The 21,779-nt window shown below is 65.8% G+C and carries 18 protein-coding genes; 12 read left to right on the top strand and 6 right to left on the bottom strand.

Annotated elements, in window-relative coordinates; all coding sequences use genetic code 11:
- Positions 1-32 precede the first annotated feature (32 nt).
- Positions 33-1,055: a LacI family DNA-binding transcriptional regulator gene (locus PUW82_RS14410; RefSeq protein ID WP_274223011.1), complete on the bottom strand. Its 1,023-nt coding sequence runs from the start codon at positions 1,053-1,055 to the stop codon at positions 33-35.
- A 158-nt stretch (positions 1,056-1,213) separates the two neighbouring features.
- Between PUW82_RS14410 and PUW82_RS14405 the strand changes: the two genes are divergently transcribed.
- The 9 genes from PUW82_RS14405 to PUW82_RS14365 all read left to right on the top strand — a co-directional run bounded on the left by PUW82_RS14405 (position 1,214) and on the right by PUW82_RS14365 (position 13,385).
- Positions 1,214-2,515, top strand: a complete 1,302-nt coding sequence (locus tag PUW82_RS14405; RefSeq protein WP_274223010.1) for an extracellular solute-binding protein — start codon at positions 1,214-1,216, stop codon at positions 2,513-2,515.
- A 54-nt stretch (positions 2,516-2,569) separates the two neighbouring features.
- Positions 2,570-3,475: a carbohydrate ABC transporter permease gene (locus tag PUW82_RS14400; RefSeq protein WP_274223009.1), complete on the top strand. Its 906-nt coding sequence runs from the start codon at positions 2,570-2,572 to the stop codon at positions 3,473-3,475.
- Between the two features lies 1 nt (position 3,476).
- Positions 3,477-4,400 (top strand): carbohydrate ABC transporter permease, encoded by a 924-nt coding sequence (locus PUW82_RS14395; RefSeq protein WP_274223008.1) that lies wholly within the window; start codon positions 3,477-3,479, stop codon positions 4,398-4,400.
- Positions 4,397-6,364: a glycoside hydrolase family 127 protein gene (locus tag PUW82_RS14390; RefSeq protein WP_420792771.1), complete on the top strand. Its 1,968-nt coding sequence runs from the start codon at positions 4,397-4,399 to the stop codon at positions 6,362-6,364. Before PUW82_RS14395 ends, PUW82_RS14390 begins: the two co-directional genes overlap by 4 nt.
- A gap of 305 nt (positions 6,365-6,669) precedes the next feature.
- Complete coding sequence (locus tag PUW82_RS14385) at positions 6,670-8,235, top strand: sugar transferase (protein ID WP_274223007.1); 1,566 nt, start codon at positions 6,670-6,672, stop codon at positions 8,233-8,235.
- Between the two features lie 98 nt (positions 8,236-8,333).
- Positions 8,334-9,746: a Coenzyme F420 hydrogenase/dehydrogenase, beta subunit C-terminal domain gene (locus tag PUW82_RS14380; RefSeq protein ID WP_274223006.1), complete on the top strand. Its 1,413-nt coding sequence runs from the start codon at positions 8,334-8,336 to the stop codon at positions 9,744-9,746.
- Positions 9,747-9,907: 161 nt separating this feature from the next.
- On the top strand, positions 9,908-10,810 hold the full coding sequence (locus tag PUW82_RS14375; protein WP_274223005.1) for a hypothetical protein: 903 nt from the start codon (positions 9,908-9,910) through the stop codon (positions 10,808-10,810).
- On the top strand, positions 10,807-11,826 hold the full coding sequence (locus PUW82_RS14370) for a glycosyltransferase family 2 protein (protein WP_274223004.1): 1,020 nt from the start codon (positions 10,807-10,809) through the stop codon (positions 11,824-11,826). Before PUW82_RS14375 ends, PUW82_RS14370 begins: the two co-directional genes overlap by 4 nt.
- 104 nt (positions 11,827-11,930) lie before the next feature.
- Positions 11,931-13,385, top strand: coding sequence for an O-antigen polymerase (locus PUW82_RS14365; protein ID WP_274223003.1), 1,455 nt, complete (start codon positions 11,931-11,933; stop codon positions 13,383-13,385).
- On the opposite strand, the gene PUW82_RS14360 is transcribed toward PUW82_RS14365, so the two are convergent.
- The 5 genes from PUW82_RS14360 to PUW82_RS14340 form a co-directional block, all read right to left on the bottom strand.
- Positions 13,339-14,310, bottom strand: a complete 972-nt coding sequence (locus tag PUW82_RS14360) for a hypothetical protein (protein WP_274223002.1) — start codon at positions 14,308-14,310, stop codon at positions 13,339-13,341. The two genes, PUW82_RS14365 and PUW82_RS14360, sit on opposite strands and share 47 nt — an antisense overlap.
- Before the next feature lie 83 nt (positions 14,311-14,393).
- Entirely contained in the window at positions 14,394-15,620 is a 1,227-nt protein-coding gene (locus tag PUW82_RS14355) for a lipopolysaccharide biosynthesis protein (protein WP_274223001.1), read from the bottom strand.
- Between the two features lie 18 nt (positions 15,621-15,638).
- Positions 15,639-16,769, bottom strand: coding sequence for a glycosyltransferase family 4 protein (locus tag PUW82_RS14350; protein ID WP_274223000.1), 1,131 nt, complete (start codon positions 16,767-16,769; stop codon positions 15,639-15,641).
- The gene (locus PUW82_RS14345) at positions 16,766-17,887 is read right to left on the bottom strand and encodes a glycosyltransferase (protein ID WP_274222999.1); all 1,122 of its coding nucleotides are present in this window, start codon (positions 17,885-17,887) and stop codon (positions 16,766-16,768) included. The genes PUW82_RS14350 and PUW82_RS14345 overlap by 4 nt, the downstream gene beginning before the upstream one ends.
- The gene (locus PUW82_RS14340; RefSeq protein WP_274222998.1) at positions 17,884-18,432 is read right to left on the bottom strand and encodes an LbetaH domain-containing protein; all 549 of its coding nucleotides are present in this window, start codon (positions 18,430-18,432) and stop codon (positions 17,884-17,886) included. Before PUW82_RS14340 ends, PUW82_RS14345 begins: the two co-directional genes overlap by 4 nt.
- Before the next feature lie 52 nt (positions 18,433-18,484).
- Between PUW82_RS14340 and PUW82_RS14335 the strand changes: the two genes are divergently transcribed.
- The 3 genes from PUW82_RS14335 to PUW82_RS14325 are packed head-to-tail and all read left to right on the top strand — an operon-like array spanning position 18,485 to position 21,779.
- Positions 18,485-19,753: a glycosyltransferase gene (locus PUW82_RS14335; RefSeq protein WP_274222997.1), complete on the top strand. Its 1,269-nt coding sequence runs from the start codon at positions 18,485-18,487 to the stop codon at positions 19,751-19,753.
- A 20-nt stretch (positions 19,754-19,773) separates the two neighbouring features.
- Entirely contained in the window at positions 19,774-20,802 is a 1,029-nt protein-coding gene (gene gmd / locus PUW82_RS14330; RefSeq protein WP_274222996.1) for a GDP-mannose 4,6-dehydratase, read from the top strand.
- Positions 20,799-21,779, top strand: a complete 981-nt coding sequence (locus PUW82_RS14325; protein WP_274222995.1) for a GDP-L-fucose synthase family protein — start codon at positions 20,799-20,801, stop codon at positions 21,777-21,779. Before gmd ends, PUW82_RS14325 begins: the two co-directional genes overlap by 4 nt.

Here is a 21,779-nt window from a genome sequence, read left to right as displayed (position 1 = left end):
CTGCGCTCCGAAAACACCGGCCATCGTGAAGGTCAGCGGTGGGCGATCGTCGACCCGCGGATCACGAGCCGCACCGGCAGCTGGCGCGTGCCCGAATCCGTCGCCACACCGTCGATGGCCTCGAACAGGCGTTGCGCCGCTTGCCGCCCGAGCTGCTGCAGGTTGGCGTCGATGCTCGTGAGGGGCGGCCGCGCGTTGGCAGCGACGATCTCCCAGTTGTCGTAGCCGATCACGGCGAGGTCGCCCGGCACGTCTCGGCCGAAGTCTCGCGCGGTGTCGAGCACACCGCGAGCGATCTGATCGGATCCGCAGAAGACCGCGTCGATGTCGGGATGCCGCTCGAGCAGCATCGCTGCGGCGTCCCGGCCCCAGTGCTCGGTCCACGCCGCGAAGAGCGGCTCGCCGACGAAGTCGAGGCCGGCGTCGGCGAGCGCGGCCCGCGCACCGGCGACGCGGTCTTGGGCGGCGGCATACGTCGGGTCGCCGGAGATGTGGGCGATGCGGGTGCGCCCGCACGCGAGCAGGTGCTCGATCGCGAGGCGCCCGCCCGCTTGGTTGTCGGGCGTGAGCGACACGTCGCGCGGGTCGTCCGATGGCGAGTACGCGTAGACGACCGGCACCGGCAGCTCTTGGCCGAGCGAGGGACGCGGGTCGGTCTGGCGCCCCACGACGATGATGCCGTCGACGCGACGGCTGAGCAGCGCGCGCAGATGATGCTGCTCGCGGATGGCGTCGCCGCGGGCGTCGCACAGGAAGACGTTGACCTGCCCCGCACCGAACGCGTCCTCGGCGCCCATGAGGATCGGCAGCACGAATCGGCCTTCGAGGTCGCTCGTGAGCAGCCCGACGGTACCGGTCCGCCCCGCCAGCAGACCCCGGGCCATCGCGTTGGGCGTGAAGGTGAGCTCCTCCGCGGCGGCCATCACGCGCCGGCGCGTACCGGGGGCGACATCGCCCCGCCCGTTCAGCGCTTTGGATGCCGTGGCGATCGACACCCCCGCGCGCTGAGCGACGTCGCTGAGGGTGGCGGCGCGGGCCGGGTCGGTCGGGGGCATCCTGATCCGTTTCTTCATCGTTACCCAGGGACGTCTTGACGACGACCTACACACACGTTACCTTCCCGAAAGGGATTTCGGTTCTTTCGGTATCCCGCCCACCGGCGGCGCCCGCCCGAACGGCGCAGCCGCTCAATGAAGAGCAAGAGGAGACTGCAATGACCCCATTCCGGCGCCGCCCGGCGTTCCGGGCCGCGACCGCCGCGCTCGTCGCCGGCGTCCTCGTCGGCGGCCTCGCCGCGTGTTCGAGCAACGGTGGCGGCAACACCGCCGCACCGGCCGACATCCCCGCCGAGGGAACCGATGACGGCACCACGCTGACGCTCTGGACGCGTGCACCGCTCGAGCGTCAGGCCAAGCTGCTCGTCGAGGCGTACAACGCCAGCCACGAGAACCAGGTCGAACTCACCGTCGTCCCCAACGACGACTACGTCGCCAAGGTCGGTGCCGCCGCCGGCTCGGGCGGCCTGCCCGACCTGTTCGCGGCCGACATCGTCTACGTGCCGAACTGGGTCGAGCAGGGTCTCTTCCAGGACATCACGGCGCAGATCGACGGCCTCGACTACAAGGACGACATCAACCAGGGCCACCTCTCGGCCGGAACAGTGGATGGCCAGGAGCACGTGCTGCCGTTCGTGCTCGACCTGTCGATGCTCATGTGGAACAAGGAGCTCTTCGCCGAGGCCGGGCTCGACCCCGAGAAGGCTCCCGCGACGCTGTCGGAGTTCGCCGACGCGGCTCAGGCGGTGCAGGACCTCGGCAAGCCCGGCGTCTCGGGCACCTCGACGGGCCTCAACTGCGGCGGCTGCCTCGTGTTCACGTGGTTCCCGTCGGTCTGGGCCTCGGGCGAAGAGGTTCTGAGCGAAGACGGCACCGAGTCGCTCCTCGCCGGCGACGCCGCGCAGGAAATCTACAAGACCTGGAAGGGCCTCGAGGATGCCGGCGCTGTCGCTCCCGGCTCGGCCGACGAGACCGGCGCGACGTGGGTCGCGGGCTTCCAGGAGGGCAACGTCGGCGTCATGCCGTTCCCGGCCACGCTGCTGTCGGGCCTCGACTTCGAGGCCGGGGTCGCCGGTATCCCCGGTGTCGACGGCGGCGCTTCGACGTTCGTCGGTGGCGACGGCGTGGGCATCTCGAAGGACTCGAAGCAGTCCGCGCAGGCGTGGAACTTCCTCTCGTGGATGATGTCCGAGGAGGCGCAGGTCGAGGTGCTCGCGAAGGACGGCAACGCCGTCTCGCGCGGCGACCTCGCCGAGAACAGCTACGCGTCGGAGGACCCCCGCCAGGTGACCATCAACCAGGTCGCCGCCGAGGGCCAGACGCCGGTGGCGCTGAACTTCCAGCAGGCGTTCAACGCCCCGGGCAGCCCGTGGCTGACCCTCGTGCGCAACGCCGTGCTCGAAGGAACGTCGACGGTGGACGCCGACAACGACGAGATCAGCGCGATCCTCGGTCAGTGACACACCCGGGGGCGTCGCCGCGCGGCGGCGCCCCCACCCTCCGAAAGGAATGACGTGGCACTCACCACATCACCGCGCCGCACCCGATACCGGCGCACCGCCCTCGGCGGGCCGGTCCAGGGCTGGCTCTACGCCGCCCCGACCGCGCTCTTCGTCATCGCCCTGTTCCTCATCCCGCTCGTGCTCGTGCTGCAGATGTCCGGCTCGGACTGGCCGCTGCTGCGGGGCAACATGGGCCCGAACTTCCCGACGAACTTCGTCGAGGCGCTCGACCACCGTCTCTTCTGGGATTCGGTGCGGTTCACGCTGGTCTACACCGCGATCACGACCGTTCTCCTGATCGGTCTGGGGCTCGGGCTCGCCCTGCTCGTGCAGGAGTCCACGGCGTGGAAGGGGTTCCTCCGCACGGCGTTCCTGCTGCCGAGCGCTCTCGGCCTCGCCTCGGCATCCCTCCTCTTCTATGTCCTCTACTCCCCCATCGCGGGCCCCTTCGCGGGGCTGATGGAGTCGTGGGGAATCACGTTCCTGGGCACACCCGACGGCGCCCTCTGGTCGACGGTCTTCCTCATCGTCTGGCGCTACGCCGGCTTCTACATGCTGCTGCTGCTCGTGGGCTTGCAGGGCATCCCCGAAGACGTCTACGAGGCCGCCCGTATCGACGGGGCCTCGCGGTGGCAGATCTTCCGTGACATCACGGTGCCGCTCCTGCGGCCGACGTTCGCGCTGACGACCGTCATGTGCGTCACCGGCTCGCTGCTGGCATTCGACCAGTTCTACATCCTGACCAAGGGCGGCCCGGACAACAGCACGATGACCGTCGTCCAGCTCATCTACAACATCGCGTTCCAGGGACAGAACAGCCTCGGCGTCGCCGCGGCCCTGTCGGTGATCATCCTGCTCGCCCTGGTCGTCATCAACGTCGTGCAGCTGCGCGCGTTCCGTCGCCCCGAGGAGGCCTGACATGGCTCTGACCGACGCCCCCGCGGGCTCCGTCCCGCCCGCCGCTCCCGACACCACCCGCACGATCGTCGTCCCGAAGGGGCGGCCGCGCGCCCGCCGCCGGCCGACGGGGCGCCTGCTGTGGGGCATCCCGTCGACCGTGTTCACCGGCGCGCTGGCGATCATCTTCCTGTACCCGCTCGTGTGGACCGGTGTCGCCTCGGTGAGCCCGCAGGCCGGAACCAGCCAGTCCGACGGGTGGGGGTTCGGTAACTACGTGACCCTGGCGAACTTCCAGTCGGGCATCTGGGTCTACCTCGGCAACTCGCTCTTCGTGTCGCTGCTGACCGTGGCCCTCACGCTGCTGACCTCGTTCTTCGGCGGCTACGCGTTCGCTCGCTTCCATTTCCCGGGCAAGAACCTGCTGTTCCTGCTGGTGCTGGCGATCCTGATGGTGCCGTACGCGACGCTGCTCATCCCGCTGTACGTCATCCTCAACGCCGTCGGGCTGCAGAACTCGCTCGTGGGTGTCGCGCTCGTGCTGACGATGTTCCAGCTGCCGTTCTCGATGTTCATGATGCGCATCTCGTTCGAGTCGGTGCCGCGCGAGCTCGACGAGGCTGCACTGGTCGACGGATGCACCAGCCTGACGGCCCTGTGGCGCGTGCTGCTCCCCGCGGTCAAGCCTGGCCTCGTCACCGTGGGCCTGTTCGCGTTCCTCACCGCGTGGAACGACTTCATCGCGCCCTTGATCCTCATCAACGACTCGTCGCGCATCACGCTGCCCCTCGCGGTGGCGAACCTGCGCGGCCAGACGATGGGCGTCATCGATTACGGGGTCACCGAGGCCGGCGTCGTCGTCCTCGCGTTGCCCTGCATCGTTCTGTTCCTGATCCTTCAACGTCACTACGTGCGCGGCTTCATGTCGGGCGCATTCAAGGGATGACCATGTCGACTACCTTCCCCGCACGCTCGCTCGGCTCCGCGGCATCCGCCGCCGCCGCCCCCGTCGTGCCCGCCCATTCGCGGCTGCGTCCGCTCGGCCTGCACGAGGTGCGGATCACCGGAGGCTTCTGGGGCGAGCGCCAGCGCATCAACGCGGCGCACACGCTCGGCCACGTGCTCGGTCGCCTCGAGTCCGAGGGCTGGCTGCCCAATTTCGACCGCGCCGCCGCGGGCACCCTGCCTGCCGGGCGCCGCGGGCGCGAGTTCTCCGATTCGGAGGTCTACAAGTACCTCGAGGCCGCGGCCTGGGAGATCGGGCGCAGCGACGACGCTCAGCTCGAAGCGACGCTGCGCTCGGTCGTCGCCCGGGTCGCCGCCGCGCAGGAGCCCGACGGCTACCTCAACACCCGGTTCGGCCGGCCCGGTCAGCAACCGCGCTGGTCCGACCTCGAGTGGGGGCACGAGCTGTACTGCCTCGGTCACCTGTTCCAGGCGGCCGTGGCCCGCGAGCGCACGCGCCCTGGAGCGGATGACGGACTCCTCGGCATCGCGCGCCGTGCCGCCGATCTCGTATGCGAGGTCTTCGGGCCCGGCGGCATCCCGGCCGTCTGCGGGCACCCCGAGGTCGAGACCGCGCTGGCCGAGCTCGCGCGCGTGACCGGCGACGAGCGGTACCGGGCACAGGCGGAGCTGTTCATCGAGCGGCGGGGACACGAGACGCTCCGCGACATCGAGTTCGGGCGCACGTACTTCCAGGATGACGTGCCCGTTCGCGACGCCGATGCTCTCGCGGGGCACGCTGTGCGCGCGAACTATCTCGCGGCGGGGGCGGTCGACGTCGCCGTCGACGCGGGAGACGACGAGCTGCTCGGTGCCCTGCGCGGGCAGTGGGCCCGCACCCGCGGCCGCCGCACCTACATCACGGGTGGTCAGGGGTCGCACCACCAGGACGAGGCGTTCGGTGACGACTGGGAGCTGCCGCCCGACCGCGCCTACTCCGAGACCTGCGCCGGCATCGCCTCGATCATGTTCTCGTGGCGCCTGTTGCTCGCCGAGGGGGATGCCGCGTACGCCGACCTCATCGAACGCACGCTTTACAACGTTGTAGCCACCTCGCCCGCGGCTGACGGCCGCAGCTTCTTCTACGCCAACACGCTGCACCAGCGCGTGCCCGGTGTCGAGGCAGACCCCGACGGGACGTCGCCGCGAGCCTCGTCGTCGCTGCGGGCACCGTGGTTCGAGGTGTCGTGCTGCCCGCCGAACGTGGCGCGCACGCTCGCGAGCCTCGACGCCTACGTCGCGACAGCCGATGGCGACGGCGTGCAGCTGCACCAGTACGCGCCGGCCGAGATCCGCACGGTCCTTCCCGACGGCCGGGTCGCATCGCTCGACGTGGGCACGGCCTACCCTGCGGACGGGCTCGTGCGCGTGGTGGTGGCAGAGGATGCCGGTGGCGCGTGGACCCTGTCGCTGCGCGTGCCCGAGTGGGCCGAGGGCGCGCGCCTGCGCGTGCGGGATGCCGCGGGCACGGTCCTCGACGACGACGCCGTCTCGCCGGGTCGCGTCGAGGTGCGCCGCGACTTCCGCGCGGGCGAGGTCGTCGAGCTCGAGCTGCCGATGGCGCCGCGTCTCGTCGCGCCCGATCCGCGCATCGATGCCGTCCGCGGGTGCGTCGCCGTCGAGCGCGGCCCCGAGGTGCTGGCGCTCGAGTCGACCGACCTGCCCGGCGGTGCCGACGTCGGTCGGGTGGCCATCGCCGACGACGCGGAACCCGTCGAGCGCGACGGCCGGGTCTGGCTGCGCGTGGGCCTGCGCCCCGACGACTCGGACGGGTGGCCGTACGGCGATCGCCACGGCCACGGTGCGGTAGCGGCTGACACCGGCGAGCTCGTCCCGCTCGTGGCGTATCACGACTGGGCCAACCGCGGCCCCTCGACCATGCGGGTCTGGTTGCCGGTGGAGTGACGGCGGCGGCTCGTGCGGCGGCGGACGCCGCACGAGCCGTGCCCGTTGCGACCGGATGCAGCAGGCGACACCCCTGGTACGAAATACGAGTGCCGCGCATCGGCTGAGTCGGGCCGGACGCCACCTGACCGGGGATTTTCCTCACTTGTCCCCCAGATGGCCGACACCGCTGACGCCCGGGGCGCGATTACCATCGGCGTGGGGGAAGAGAAGCGGCGTTCGGCGATCCCTACGTCACATATCCGACACATCTGGCAGGTATTCTCTCCCCGCACCACCCCAAAACAGCAGCGAGGGAGGACGTCATGCCGTACGACTTCTCCGCTGCGACCGAGTGGCCGTCGACGGCATCCCGCGACTCGTCCGAGGCTCCGCGCCCGGCGCTGGTCCAGCGTCCCGCGGCATCCCCCTCGCCCACGGCGTTCCGCGGTCCGCGCGACTGGCGTCGCCGCTATGCGACTCTGCTGCGGGTCACCGATCTGCTCGTCCTGGTGTGGGTCGTCTACGGAACGCAGATCGCCTGGTTCGGGTTCGGCAACGCGCAGGTCGCGATCCGCGAGGACTCGCGCATCACCGACATCTCGTACTGGCTCTTCTCCGCCGGACTCATCGCCGTCTGGATGTGGACGCTCAGCCTCGCCGACACCCGCGATCACCGCATCATCGGCGCCGGCGCCGAAGAGTATGCGCGCATCGCACGGGCGAGCCTGTCGCTGTTCGGCGTCATCGCGATCATCGCCTTCCTCACCCGCGTCGACGTCGCGCGTGGATTCCTGCTTCTCAGCCTTCCGTTCGGCGTCGGCCTGCTGCTGCTCTCGCGGTGGCTGTGTCGCCAATGGCTCGTCGCGAAGCGCTCGGCCGGCGAGTACTCGGCTCGGGTGCTGCTCGTCGGGTCCGAGGCATCCGTCACGCACCTCGCTCGCGAACTGCAGCGCACCCCCGGATCGGGCTACCGCGTCGTCGGCGCCTGCGTACCGTCGGGTCGCGTCGCCGGCACCGTGCACGGAACCGACATCCCGATCATGGGCAGCGTGGATGCCGTGCCGCAGGCCCTCGCCGCGACGGATGCCGACACCGTCGCCGTCACGAGCACCGACGAGCTGCCGCCCGACAAGGTGAAGCAGATCTCATGGGGCCTCGAGGCAGGCCGTCAGCACCTCGTGCTCGCGCCGAGCATCGTCGACATCGCCGGACCTCGCATCCAGACGCGACCGGTCGCCGGCGTGCCGCTGATGCACGTCGAGACCCCGCGTTTCAGCCGCGGCCAGCTCTTCCTCAAGCGCACCGTCGACATCGTCGCCAGCACCGCGGGCGTCATCGTCCTGAGCCCGCTGCTGCTGGCTCTCGCGATCACGGTGCGCCTGTCGAGCCAGGGACCGGTGTTCTTCCGCCAGAAGCGCGTGGGCCTGCGCGGCCGCGAGTTCACGATGCTGAAGTTCCGCTCGATGGTCGTCGACGCCGAAGACATGCTCGCGCAGCTTGCCAAACAGCAACGAGACTCGGGCAATGAGGTTCTCTTCAAGATGAAGAACGACCCTCGCGTCACGCCGGTCGGCCGCATCATGCGCAAGTACAGCCTCGACGAGCTCCCCCAGCTGTTCAACGTCATCGGCGGCTCGATGTCGCTCGTCGGCCCCCGCCCGCCGCTGCCCTCCGAGGTCGAGCGCTACGCGGACCACGTGCACCGCCGGTTCCTCGTGAAGCCCGGCATCACCGGCCTGTGGCAGGTCAGCGGCCGGTCCAGCCTGTCGTGGGAGGAGTCCGTCAGGCTAGACCTGTCGTACGTTGAGAACTGGTCGCTACTCGGCGACTTCGTCATCTTGACCAGAACAGCTCGCGCAGCCCTCATCCCGGGAGAAACCGCCGCTTGAGAGGCGGCGTAATGATCTCGCATGAGCAACAGGCAACGTTCCCGCAATCGCGTTCACGGCCGATTGCCGCAGATCGTGCCCCTAACAGAGATCGGACTATGGCGCCTCAGACCGAACTGAATCACACCCACAGCATCCAAAATGTTGTGGAAAACAATGTCTGTGTCGGATGCGGCGCATGCGGCGTCGTAACTAACGGGAGGATCCCCGTCACGATACGTCCGCGGGGTTATTATCAGGCCGACCTCACCGGCGCTTCCGACGCAGATCTCGCCATCGGAAGCCGCGTATGCCCTTTCGCTGACGAGTCGAAGAACGAGGACGAAGTAGCCGATCTGCACTACCCTGACCTTCCGCATGACGACCGCATCGGACGCTACCGATCACTTTTCGCCGGTCGCATTCGGGACGATGCCCAGATTCCCTACAGTAGCTCCGGCGGGCTCACCAGCTGGACCCTCATTCAGCTACTCGACCGTGGCCTCATCGACGGCGTCATTCACGTACGCGACTTCGACCAGCCGATGTTCGGCTACACGGTCTCGACGACTCGCGAGGAACTCCTCGCGGGCCGGAAGTCCAAGTACTATCCCGCCACCTTCGACGAAGCACTGCGCTCCATTCGCGGAGACTCGGGCCGATACGCTTTCGTCGGGATCCCATGTGCAATCAAGGCGGCTCGACATGTCGCCGCTGAGGATCCCGTGCTGCGAGACCAGATCGCTTTCTTCATCGGGATCGTATGCGGACATCTCAAGACTTCCGCATACGCAGAATCATTTGCTTGGCAACTCGGGATCGAACCCGACCGGCTCGACACTGTCGACTTCCGGATCAAAGATCCTGCATTGACGTCGCGACAGTACAGTTTTGGCGCCCGCGCCGCGGGGTCGACGGAATGGTCGCAGGCCCAGACGCTGTCGTTGGTGGGCGGGAGCTGGGGGCACGCCGTTTTCCAACTCAACGCGTGCAACTATTGCGACGACGTCTTTGCAGAGACGGCCGACGTTGTATTCGGTGACGCGTGGCTGTCGAAGTACGAGATCGATTGGCGTGGCACAAACGTGGTCCTCACCCGTAATGAGACGATCGACCAAATACTGCGCGAAGGTGCAGCAACGGGCGCCATCGTGAAAGACGAACTCGATCCAGACGCGGTTGCAAAGACGCAGGCCGGAAACTACCGGCACCGTCGCGATGGCCTAGCGGTGCGGCTCGCAGACGACGAGAAGACGGCTCGCTGGGCGCCGCGCAAGCGCGTGGCTCCTGGGTATGACCATGTAACGCCGGAGCGCGTGAAGCTCATCCGCAATCGGCGCGAGATTTCGGAGGTGAGCCAAGCGGCTTTCGAGGACGCAAAGGCACGAAACGACCTGCAGGTCTACATGAACGCCATCCAACCTCTCATCGCCGCGTACCAAAATGAGACCAAGTTGTCTCTCACCACGCGCGTGCGTAACAAGCTGCAAAGAGAAACGTGGAAGCTCGTCGGGCGCTTCACAAAGCGATGAAACTACAGGGAGCATCTGTGCAGGACGTGTTCGTGATTTTGACCGGAGTCAGCGGAAACCTCGGTGACGCGGTCATCCGTCGTCGTGTGCTCGAGTGGAGCAGGCCGGCCGGTCGCATACACGCATACCTTGGGCGAACGTCATCCGGATGGGTTGAGCAAATGGGTCTTCGCGACGGCGAGACGCCCTATCCCGCCTCCCAGCGCAAGCTATGGCTCCGACGCCTACTGTTCGGGCGCGGCAAGCGGGTTCTGGTCTTCGACCCGGGCGAAGTCCCTCTTGGACGGGAGCACCTGAAATCGGAGATCATGTTCTTCGCCATCGTGCTCGGCCTTCGACTGCGGGGCGCTCAGGTCATCCGGCCGCCACGCGCCGTTGGCGGGTACGACCTAGTCACCGCGTTTTTCTATCGCGCGTCAGCACGGCTTTCGAATGTCGTGCTGTGGCGGGATCGCCCCTCTCTTGACCGGATGGGTGTCGGAGAGCTCGCTCCTGACACCGCATTTGCCGAGCCGGCTGTCGCCGGGCTCCCTCACACCGAACGCCGCACGCTGCTTGTCACCATGCGCGGGAAACGCCCTCTTCCGTCCGATGCGTGGTTCGAGGGCATTGCAGCTTTTGCCCGGGATCAGAACCTCCGAATCGTGACTATGGCACAGGTAGACGAAGACGAGAAGCGGTGCGCGGAAATCGCCGCCCGCCTCGCCGACGCCGAGCACCTCCCCTGGGGAAAACGCAGCGACCTGGAGCAAGAGGTCGCAGTCCGGTTGTTATACGAAGAATGTGCCTTCGCGGTCAGCGATCGTCTGCACGTCTTGATCCTGGCCGCTAAGGCGGGCGTGACGCCTGTCGAGATTGCGCCATCCCCGGCTGCGAAGATCCGTACGCACTTCGCGACAGTTGGATACGTCGACGTGAGCTTTGATTCCGCCACAGCATCCGCCAACGATGTCCGGGCCTTCCTAACAGCGCAAACAGGCCGCAACGATGACCTGCGCGCGAAGCTCCTGGCTGCGCAGACGAGACTCGATCGAAGGATCGAGCGGGCGCTCACGTCGCGATGACTGACCGACGCGCGCTCGTCAGCGTTGTGCTTCCTATTCACAATGCGAGCGATTACCTTGACCGGACATTGGAGCAGCTCGTCGCACTGAACACGAGCGTGGACTACGAGTTTGTTCTCGTTGACGACCATTCTGTGGACGATTCGCGCTCCCGGATCGAACAATGGCGCACGTGCCTGCCAGGCGACGTAAAGATCCTCGACGCTGCGGAAAGAGGGGTAGCCCACGCACGCAATCATGCGCTAAGCGCGTGTACGGGAGAGTTTGTGTGGCTCACCGACGCCGACGACGAGTGGTCGCCATCAATCGTGAGCGAGCAGGTGACCGCCGCGCGTGAGTCGAACGCCGACATTGTCGTGTGCAATGCAGTGAAGCGCGCACCGGACGGCACCAAGGTGGGCGATATCACGGACGCTACGGTTGAGGAACACTTTGGGGGAGCGGAGGCTCTCACGCGCCTCCTTGAGGGACGCCTCCAAGGCCACCTTTGGAACAAGCTCTTTCGCCGTGCTGTCCTTGGCGCAGACCCCTTTCCCCCTCAGCGTGCGCACTCCGATCTCGGGGGTGTTCTTCGCGTATTGCCGAAGGCGCGCATCGTAAGCACCCTCCCCCGGACGCTCTACACATACTTCCAAAATCCGGGCTCGATCCTGAACGGTCGCTTATATGACTTCAGCGACCTGCGGAGTTGCCTCGCGATCGCCCACGATCGGGCCAACGGCGGAATGGGCGCACGGACGGACGATGCGCTGCGTTATTTCACTTATCGGAACGTCGTGATGCCGTCCCTAAACGAGATCGCCCGCAGGCGGAGCACTATGTCACCAGCAACCGCCCGCGCAGAGGCAGCTCAAGTACGAAGCTTGATGCGCTGGGTGGATTCCGCCCGCCTCCTACGGAGCAAACGCCCCCGTCTAGCGCTGCAGGCCGCGCTAGCTCTTGCTAATCCCACCGCCTACATGGGGTTGTATCGTCAGGCCTCCAACGTGGTCCGCCACCTCCCGGGCATGAGATGACTTCGTCCAGGCCCGCACCGGATGCAGTTACTGTAGACAGGCGAGCGCTTCGGATGATGGCCCGGCGCAAGACCGCGATGTATGCACGTGGGACGGAGTGAAGCATGGACACGCCGTCAACCATCGTTCCCTGGCTGACTCTCTGTCTCAGCATCGCCGGAGTCGTGCTCGTCACCGGCCTACGGCGCGGCTCCCTTGTGTCTCCGATGTCGGTTACGCTGCTGATGCTCACGGCAATCTTCGGTGTTCGTCCGATCATGATGGTCGCCCATGATCGTTACAACTTCTACGGGGGCAACACCGTCCGTAACGGCTTTGAGACCGCCGCATGGGTCGGGCTCCTCTCGGTCGCCTTTCTGCTGTTCGGGTACTTCATGGGGCGCATAACAATGTCACGGCGCCAACGCGACACTGTCTCTCCTCCAGGGGGTGCCCCGCGGCTCGCTCTGACAATTCCCACCGCCGCCGTGTTCAGCGTCGGTGTGCTTCTGGCCTGGCTCGTTCTGATGGCGGCGACGGGGGGCGGCTTTGCATACGTGTTGCTCATGTTCCAAGGACGCGGCGCCGGAAGCGAGACTGCTCTCGCGGGTATGCCCGCTGTCGTCCCCGCACTGCCGGTGATAGCAGGGCTGCTGATGGCATTCGCGCGGATCACGACTCAACGCACACGCCGAATCCGCCCGGGCGAGAATCTCGCATACTGGATCGTCATCGTCCTGACCATCATCCCTCCCTCAGCGCTGGGGTCGCGCCGATTCCTGCTGCCCTCTGCCCTCGCAGCAGTGTTGGGCGCCTTGCCCCCACAGTGGTATCGGCTCATCACTTGGCGGATGGTGACGTTGGCTCTCGCGGGGTTCTTGGCGCTCTCGATCATTCCCTTCGTCCGCAGCTCGGGCTCGCGGACCGGCAGGACCGATCTGCTCGGCGCGATGGGTGACTATTTCGGCACTCAGGGCCTTGGCGGCACGCTCGAGAACTTTTTCCTGTCCTATGACACTGAGATGTTCAGCTACATCGCGTTCTTGTCGACCAGACTTGGAGCCACCATTGAGTACGGCCTGGGGCGCGGGACAATAGGCGAAGCACTAGTGACCCCTGCCCCCTCAGCTTTCTCACTCGGCGAGCGATGGAGCAATGAGATACTGATCCAGGCATTTGGGGGTCCGTGTGGCGTCTCGTACTGCCCCGTACCTAGCACGAGCGGGATCTTCTTCTACGATTTCGGTCTTCCGGGTGTCGTATTGGGGATGATTCTGGTCGGGATATTGCTGTCCCGATTTGAGGAGAACTTTCTTCGCGCGGAGGGCGTCTCTCTTCTCGCGCTCCTCACGCTCGCCGCGTTCGTGCCGCAAGTCGTGCGTGGCAACTCGATCGCGCAACTATGGATCGCTGCCCAAGTGATTATCGTGCTCGTGGTAGTGTGCTGGCTCGCAACTCGAATCGGACGAGTCCCACACCGCGATTCGACGGCAAAGGATTTGCGCGCGGCCGACCGCATCGGGCAGTCAAAGATCAGCCTCGCGCCAGTGCCCTCGACACGCGGGCTCGAACAGAGCTGAGTCGATCCGCCGCTTCTGCCATCGCCGCAGTCATCGGCCCCTGGGCACGTGCAGCGTCGAGTTGACCCATGACCTCGGCCTGGTCAGCTGTGCCTTCGATGGAAACAATTCGCATTACACCGTCGGCCGCGTCCGCGATCTTACTGGGCTTTCCTGGCGCGGTCATAGCCACCGGAATCGCGCCGCCGAGAGCGCCAAGCAACGCAGCGTGCAAACGATCCGTCACGACGACTGCCGAGTGCGCATAGGCCTGCTCTACGGCTCCCATCTGCTGCCGATGGGTACGGTCGCCCCAAGCGACGTGCTCCGCACCATGCAATGCTGCGAGCTCCGCGTGTCGTCTCTCGTCGCGTCGAACCTGCGTAACGAAAACCGGCGTCAAATTACTCTCACGCGCCCACCGAACAACTGCGTCGAGAAATTGCTCCGCTACCGGGCGGTCATAACGGAGGGAGATCGCTACAAAACGGGACTCCTGCGGCGGCGCGGGAGGCGAAAGCAGGGAAAGGTCGGGCTCGGCCGCCACGGGCAAGCTCAGCGTACTTGCGCTGCGTCGATCTCGGGCGACGTAAATGTTGGACAGACGAAAAAGAACCCGCTCAATCTGCACCGCAGCGCGATGCGTCCCGCGAACGGATTTTCCGACGGTGATCGACGGCCCTCCGCCGGCGCGCGCGAGGAGCGTGCCCGCGATACTGGCAGCACCACGCACCGCCGCGCGGGTCGAGGTTAGCGGGTAGGGGCCAGGCGGAAGAAGCAGCGCGCTTCGACCGCGCACGCTCGCCCAAAAGAACGCCGCCGCGAAGCCTGTCGACGAGCGATAGATGCGAGCGTTTAGGGGTAGATCGAAGGCTGCGAGATACTCATCAGGCATCGAGCCTGCACTGATGTGCAAGTCGTGGTGCTGATCAACGAGGTCCAGCATCCTCTGCCGGATCACGATGTCCCCCAAGTTGTCGTGTTGCGCCGCGATCGTACAAAAGACGCTCCGCCCACGATTAGATTTGCTCATTTCGAGCCGCTCCCATTCCAGACATGCCTCATGAACCCGACTGCGATCGCGACCGCTTGCGCAAAGAAGTTGACGGTCAGCGCAAGCGCTGCTCCCGCCGCACCCCACAACCACGCTCCTGTCGCGACCATCCCCAAGCACACGATGACCGAGACGGTAGACACCGTCGCAACGTAGTGCTTGTGGCCATGGCCCTGCAGAATCGATGACAGCAGCGAGATGAGGGCAGCAAATGGGAGCCCGGCCACCACTATCTGAACTGCTGGCACAGAATGCGCGTAGTCCGCGCCGAGCAGGAGCGGGACGAACCACGGCGCAGTCACGACCAGCACTAAGTACAGCACCGTAGTCGCCCCCCACGCGATGCCCGCGAGTTTGAGAAGGCTAAGAGTCTCGCGCCGGGAACCTACGGACTTCGCCGCGTTGGGCAGGAGAACGCTAGACAGAGTCGTAGGTAGGATCCGCAACGGGCTCGTCAGCCGGCTGGCAACGGAGAAAAGCCCAGCTTGGGTGGCACCCGCGAATCCCGCGGTGATCGTCGAATCCAGATTCCGGGCTTGGGTCGCTACAGAATTCAACCAATAGGGCCAACTCGCCCGCAGGAGATCCCGGTAGGTCATGTCGGGCTTCGCGTTGACCCGCCCGCGCACGTAGACGCGCGCAAACACCGAGGAGCCGATGGCTGCTAGCGCGACGGCAATCGAGTAAGACAGAAGCGCTTCCACGTCGACCATGACGAGCGGTAGGAAAAGGGCGATGGCTGCCGCCCGACGGGTTATGAGATTGATGGCGTTGCCGCGGACGTCGCCGTCAGCGAACGCGATTGTCAAACGCACGTCAGCGGTGCGCTCGGCGCTGATGCAGATAGCGAGTGGAAGCATGAAGAAGAACGACGAGTTGAGCGTCCAACCAGCCACCGCTATCACAATCGCACCCACCACAGCCAGCAGTACCGACGTGCGGGCGTTGAAACGCAGTGCAGTAGCTACCGCGCCGACATCGCCATGCGCCGCGCGCTCCCGAGTCGCGAAGGTCTGAACACCCATGTCAAACGTCGTCTGAAGGAGTGTCGTGATACCGAGCATCGCCGCGAGGAGACCGAACTCGCGAGGATCGAGGGCGCGCGCAGCTAGGACGAACAGCAGCGCCTGCAAAAGCGCGGCGCCGACGCGACTTGAGGACGCCCACGCGAACTGCCCGGCGATTCTGCGCGAGTTAGCCACGCCGGTTGTCCAGATGCGTCATGACTCCAGACCCGCAAGGATCCCAGCTACGAAGCGAGCGGCGCTGGACTCAACTGAGAAGCTAGCGCCGCTGTGTTCGGCCCCGGCCCGCAGCGACTGGAGTCGGGCAGCGTCGCCGAGCAACTCAGTCACACCCTCTGCGTAAGCGGTGACTTCGAACTCGGTCCACACCGAATCGACCCCATCCGTGAGGTAAGCCGCCTCTGGGGCGTGCCATGGGTACCTCGTGGTAACAATGGGCAAGCCAAGGCCCAGAGCATCGACTGCTACGAGACCGACTCGGCCCGGCATCACGAGAAGGTCCGTGATGGTAGAGAACCGCGCCAACTCTGACGCCTCTAGTCGTCCTACTACCTGAGCATAGTGACGCGCCGCGACGAACTGCTCGACCTCGCTTGCCTCCGGGCCTGCACCGGCGAGAACGAGAGTTACGTCGTCGTGAACGGCGGTCACCTGATCCATCGCGTGGAACAAGAACGGCAGCTGCTTTGGTTCATCGAACGCGCCGACGAAGAGCGCCACACGGCGCCCCTTGAGCCCGTGGGCTGCGCGCAGTTCTTCCGACTCTTGCGGGGTGACCGCAGCGCGTTCCGCACGAAGCCTGCGGGTGTCGGTGGCGTTCACTACCACCGTGACCTTATCGTCCGGTGCCCCCTGCGCTACGACGTGGCTCTTCCCCTCGTCGGTGTAAGTGAGAACGTGCGCCGACCGTCGCGCCAGCCATGCCTCGATACGCGTGTCGATTGTGTTATTTGATGCAGTGAAATTCCGCCCGTGGCCCCAAAGCATAAGGCGCACATGCGGGTCGAGCGCGAGAGCATAAGTCTCGATGTTCGTGCTGGCCAGCCCGGCGACGACCGCTCGTACGCGCCGCGCCTCCCCCAGCACACCTCGGTAGGTGATGTTGCGCCGACCGAGCGACACGCGGCGCTGACGGATTGGCACCGACCATTCTCCCGAAGCCGCGTTCCCTCTGGCCGCCACACGCCCCTTCGGGGAATCGTGCCATACCTCAAGCCGAAGTCCCCTCAGTCGCAGCTCCGCATCGATAGCATCGAAAAGCGGTCGCCGGTATCCGGGCACGAAGGGCTGAATGACGGCGATGACGTCTTTTCGCAGGCCACTCATGTGCTCAACTCCTCAATGGCTCCGTAGGTATCGAGGAGTTCGGCTACGACCCTGTCGATGCCCAGTTCCTCCGTAACATAGGTTCGCGCTCCCGTCCGCAGCTCGTGCGCACGCTCACTGCTTGCAAGCACCGCTGAGACGGCGTCCGCTAGCGCGGATATCGACCCGTCGGTAACCGCGGCGGCGTCATAACCGCGGCACGCAGCGGCAATGCCGAGCGAGTCCGTCGTCACCACGGGAGTTCCAGCGGCGAACGCCTCAAGGATGGCCATCGGGAAGATCTCACCTGTGGATGGCAGCACGAACACGCGTACACGTCGTAGCAGAGCGTCGGTCAGTGCCGGGTCGACCGGCCCGATCCAGCGGATGCGCTCGGGAGCGGGCGAGCGGCGTATCGCAGCACGGACGCCTTCCCCGTCGCCCTCATCAGGTCCAGCGAGAGTGAAGGTGGCAGTCTCACCGCGGGCGATCAACTCACTCGCCATCTCCACGAAAGCCACGGCACGCTTGCGCGGATGCAGGCGAGCGAGGAAAAGCACCTCGTTGGCCCGCCCTTCATAGTCCGGCACGTCCGCGACGACGATGCCGTTACCAATACTTCGAACCCTAGCGGTGGGGACGATCGCGCGGATGTCGCGCTGTTCCTGGTCGGTCAGCGTAAGCACCGTCGACGCCGCCCGAAGCGCCGGACGGACCTCCCAGGCGTCGACAGGAACTGCTAGAGGATTGGTGGACCTGTCGATCATCCCATGCGGCTGAACGATGAGACGCACACCCGCCTTCCGCGCAGCGCGAGCCGCGGGCAATGTCACCAGGTCTCGGGCCAGGTGCACGTGCACCACATCGATCGCATGAATCTCGGCCTTCAGCGCCCGCGTGAGCCCAGGCGCAAACATCCCAGCGAAACCTAGGGCGCGGTGCAACCGCCGGGCAGGAAACATTCGGAGGCGATAGCCGTCTTGGCGGACGGTCCTCGGCACGGCGTCAGGTGACGCGCCGTACACCGTGACGTCGTGGCCGCGCGCGGCGAGTGCAGCGGCTTGGCTGAGGGCGACCCGAACCGGGCCACCGAACGACCCGTCGTTCGAAATGTAGGTGACTACGTGGGCAATTCTCATGCGAATCGCTTCGCGAGCCAACCGCTCTGATCCCAGACGGAGTTGGGCTCGACGTCGTCGTCGATGCGGGTGAGCGGCTTGATCAAGGCGGAACGCCCGATCGTCACCCCGCCGAGGATGAGGCATCGGCTCGTCACCCACACCCCCGGCTCGATGGTGATCGGGCGCGTAACGAGCGCCATATCCTTACGGTGTCGATGGCTCCCTGTCGTGAGGAACGTCTCCTGCGAGATGACGACGTCGTGGCCGATCCAGATGTGGTCTTGATTGTGGAACCAGACACCTTCTCCGATCCAGCTGCGGTCTCCAATGTGGAGCTTCCACGGGAACTTCACGCGTGTCCGCGGCCGGAACACCACCCCTCGCCCAATCTCGGCGCCGAAGACGCGGAGCATACGGGTCCGAATGCTAGAGCTGATCTGCCACGGGTTCGTAACGAACAGCAGTTCGGTGACCGCCCACAGGTACACCTTCCATCGCGGCTGATCCCACGCCGCGCGTTCGCCTGGCGCCTTCGAGAGGTCGATCACCGGGATGTCATCCAACGTGCGCCCTCCGTAACGACTGCGAAACGCTGTCCGCTATATGGTCAGGAGTATGCCGAAGGATGCCCCTGCTGTCACTGTAGTCGGGATCAACTATCCTCCTGAGCCGACGGGCATCGCTCCGTACACCGGGGCGCTGACACGGGGCCTGGCCGCTCGCGGAATGCGCGTGCGCGCGGTCACAGCACACCCTCATTATCCGGACTGGGAGCTGGCCCCAGGTTACGGGCAGTGGTCGCGCAAGGAACGGCTTGCCGCGGTTCAGGTGCATCGCGTTCGGCATTACATTCCGCGTCCGCCCACCGGAGTGCGCCGGCTGCTGTCCGAGCTAACGTTCGGCTTGCGGTCCGCAACCGTACCCTGGGGATCCCCGGACGCCCTCGTCCTCGTTTCGCCTGCCCTATTCAGCGCGTGCGTCGCGATGGCCCGAGCCAAGCTCTTCCACCGTCGCACGCCAGTAGTCGTCTGGGTGCAAGACCTCTACACGCTCGGACTGACGGAGACTGGCCAGGGCTCCGGAATCGTTGCGAGGATCATGCGGGTGCTGGAGGGCAGCCTCCTCCGAGCCGCGGACAGCGTTGTCGTGATCCACGATCGATTCGCGCAGCGCATCGCGCACGACCTCCGCGTGCAGTCGGACCGCATCACGGTGGTGCGCAATTGGACTCACCTTCCCCCCTCCCCCGACATTGATCGGGCGGAGGCACGCCGTGCGCTCGGGTGGGGTGACGAGACCGTTGTGCTGCACGCCGGCAACATGGGCCTGAAGCAAGGACTCGACAACGTCATCGCGGCCGCTCGCCGCTCTGCCGACGAAGGCGCGCGAGTGCGATTCGTGCTGCTGGGGAACGGCGGAGAGCGCGCGAAGCTCGAGAAATTGGCCGAGGGTATCCCCCACCTTGACTTCGTCGATCCGCTGCCCGATGAGCAGTTCGCGCAAGCACTTGTCGCCGCTGACGTTCTGCTCGTGAACGAGAAGCCCGGTGTCTCCGAGATGGCGGTGCCGAGCAAGCTCACGTCCTACTTCTCGACCGGCCGACCAGTCCTCGCTGCCACCGACGAGACCGGGATCACCGCTGACGAAATTCGGGCTGCGCGGGCAGGAACCGTGGTGCCGGCGGGCTCGCCATCGGAACTTCTCACAGCCGCGATCACACTTGGTCGCGACAGGGCGCGCGCCGATGCGCTCGGCGCCAGCGGGCGGCGATACCGCGAGACGGTGCTCGACGAATCGTTCGCGATCGAACGATTCGCTAATCTGCTCTCGCTGCTTATCAACAGGAAACGTAAGCCGCCCGAAGCTACAACACCTTCGTCATAGTTTCCGATCGGAGCCATCAGTTGTCCAAGCGCGCACTCATCACCGGCATCACGGGGCAGGATGGCTCCTATCTCGCGGAGCTGTTGCTGTCGAAGGGTTACGAGGTGCACGGGCTCATTCGCCGTGCGTCGACCTTCAACACTCACCGCATCGATCACCTTTACGTCGACCCGCACGACCCAAGCGCGAAGCTCTTCCTGCACTACGGCGATCTCTCTGATGGTGCGCGCATGGTCACGCTAATGTCTGAGATCAACCCCGACGAGGTGTACAACCTCGCTGCGCAGTCGCACGTGCGTGTGTCGTTCGATGAGCCCGAGCACACCGCCGACACCACTGGCACGGGCACGATCCGTCTGCTCGAAGCGGTCCGCCTCTCCGGCATCACGACGCGCTTCTACCAAGCGTCGACCTCCGAGCTGTACGGCGCGACTCCCCCGCCGCAGAACGAGGAGACGCCGTTCTACCCCCGCTCGCCCTACGGCGTCGCGAAGCTGTACTCGTACTGGATCACGAAGAACTACCGCGAGGCGTACGACATGTTCGCGGTCAACGGCATTCTGTTCAACCACGAATCGCCCCGCCGCGGTGAGACGTTCGTCACCCGCAAGATCACGCGGGCGGTCGCACGCATCAAGGCCGGCACTCAGAAGGACATCTACCTCGGCAACCTCGACTCCGTCCGCGACTGGGGTTACGCCGCCGAGTACGTCGAAGGCATGTGGCGCATGCTGCAGGTCGACGAGCCGGAAGACTTCGTGCTCGCCACCGGTGTCGGCTACACGATCCGCGACTTCCTGGAGACGGCCTTCGGCCACGTCGGCCTCGACTGGCAGGAGTACGTCAAGTTCGACGAGCGGTACCTGCGCCCCACGGAAGTGGATGCCCTCATCGGCGAACCTGCCAAGGCGGCGGAGAGGCTCGGCTGGGTTCCCACTATCGACGGGAAGGAACTCGCGAAGTTGATGGTTGACGCCGACGTGCAAGCACTGGAACAAGGCCCGGACTGGATCGACACCGTCAAGCTCGCCTCGTGGGGCCACAAGTGACCGCGAGCGACGGGCTGACCTACACCCCCGGCGAGCTCGACCGCGACGCGACGTTCTACGTTGCCGGCCACCGTGGCCTGGTCGGGTCGGCGATCGTCCGCAGACTCGAGGCTGCGGGATTCTCTAACGTCGTCGGCAAGACGTCGAAAGAGCTCGACCTCAAGGATCGCGACGATGTGTTCGCCTATCTCGGCGAAGTCAAGCCGCGGTACATCGTTCTCGCGGCGGCGAAGGTCGGCGGCATCCTCGCCAACAGCACGTACCCGGTCGACTTCCTGAGCGACAACATGCGCATCCAGACGAACGTGCTGGATGCCGCTGTCGCGAATGACGTCGAGCGCGTCGCGTTCCTCGGGTCCTCGTGCATCTACCCGAAGTTCGCGGATCAGCCGATCCGCGAGGACTCGCTGCTCACCGGCCACCTCGAGCCGACGAACGACGCATACGCGATCGCCAAGATCGCCGGCATCCTGCACACCCAGGCCGTGCGCCGTCAGTACGGGCTGCCCTGGATCTCGGCCATGCCGACGAACCTTTACGGCCCCAACGACAACTTCTCGCCGAAGGGGTCGCATGTGCTGCCGGCGCTGATACGCCGGTACGACGAAGCCGCACGGTCCGGCGCCAGCTCGGTGACGAACTGGGGCACGGGCACCCCTCGCCGGGAGTTCCTGCACGCCGACGACATGGCGGACGCCGTTCTCCACCTGATGGAGCACTACGACGGGCCTGAGCAGGTCAACGTGGGCACCGGATCTGACGTAACAATTCGCGAGATCGCAGAGACGATTGGCGAGGTCGTCGGGTTCGAGGGCGAGACGGAGTGGGACACGTCGAAGCCCGATGGCACACCGCAGAAGTTGCTCGATGTCTCCAAGCTCGCCGAGGCGGGCTGGACCGCGCAGATCTCGCTGCAGGAGGGCCTGGAGCGGACGGTGGCCTGGTACCACGACAACGTGGACCGAGTGCGAGAGTAA

Source organism: Microbacterium thalli, from assembly GCF_028737325.1.
Lineage (GTDB): Bacteria > Actinomycetota > Actinomycetes > Actinomycetales > Microbacteriaceae > Microbacterium > Microbacterium thalli.
This window is presented reverse-complemented; position numbering and strand designations above follow the sequence as displayed.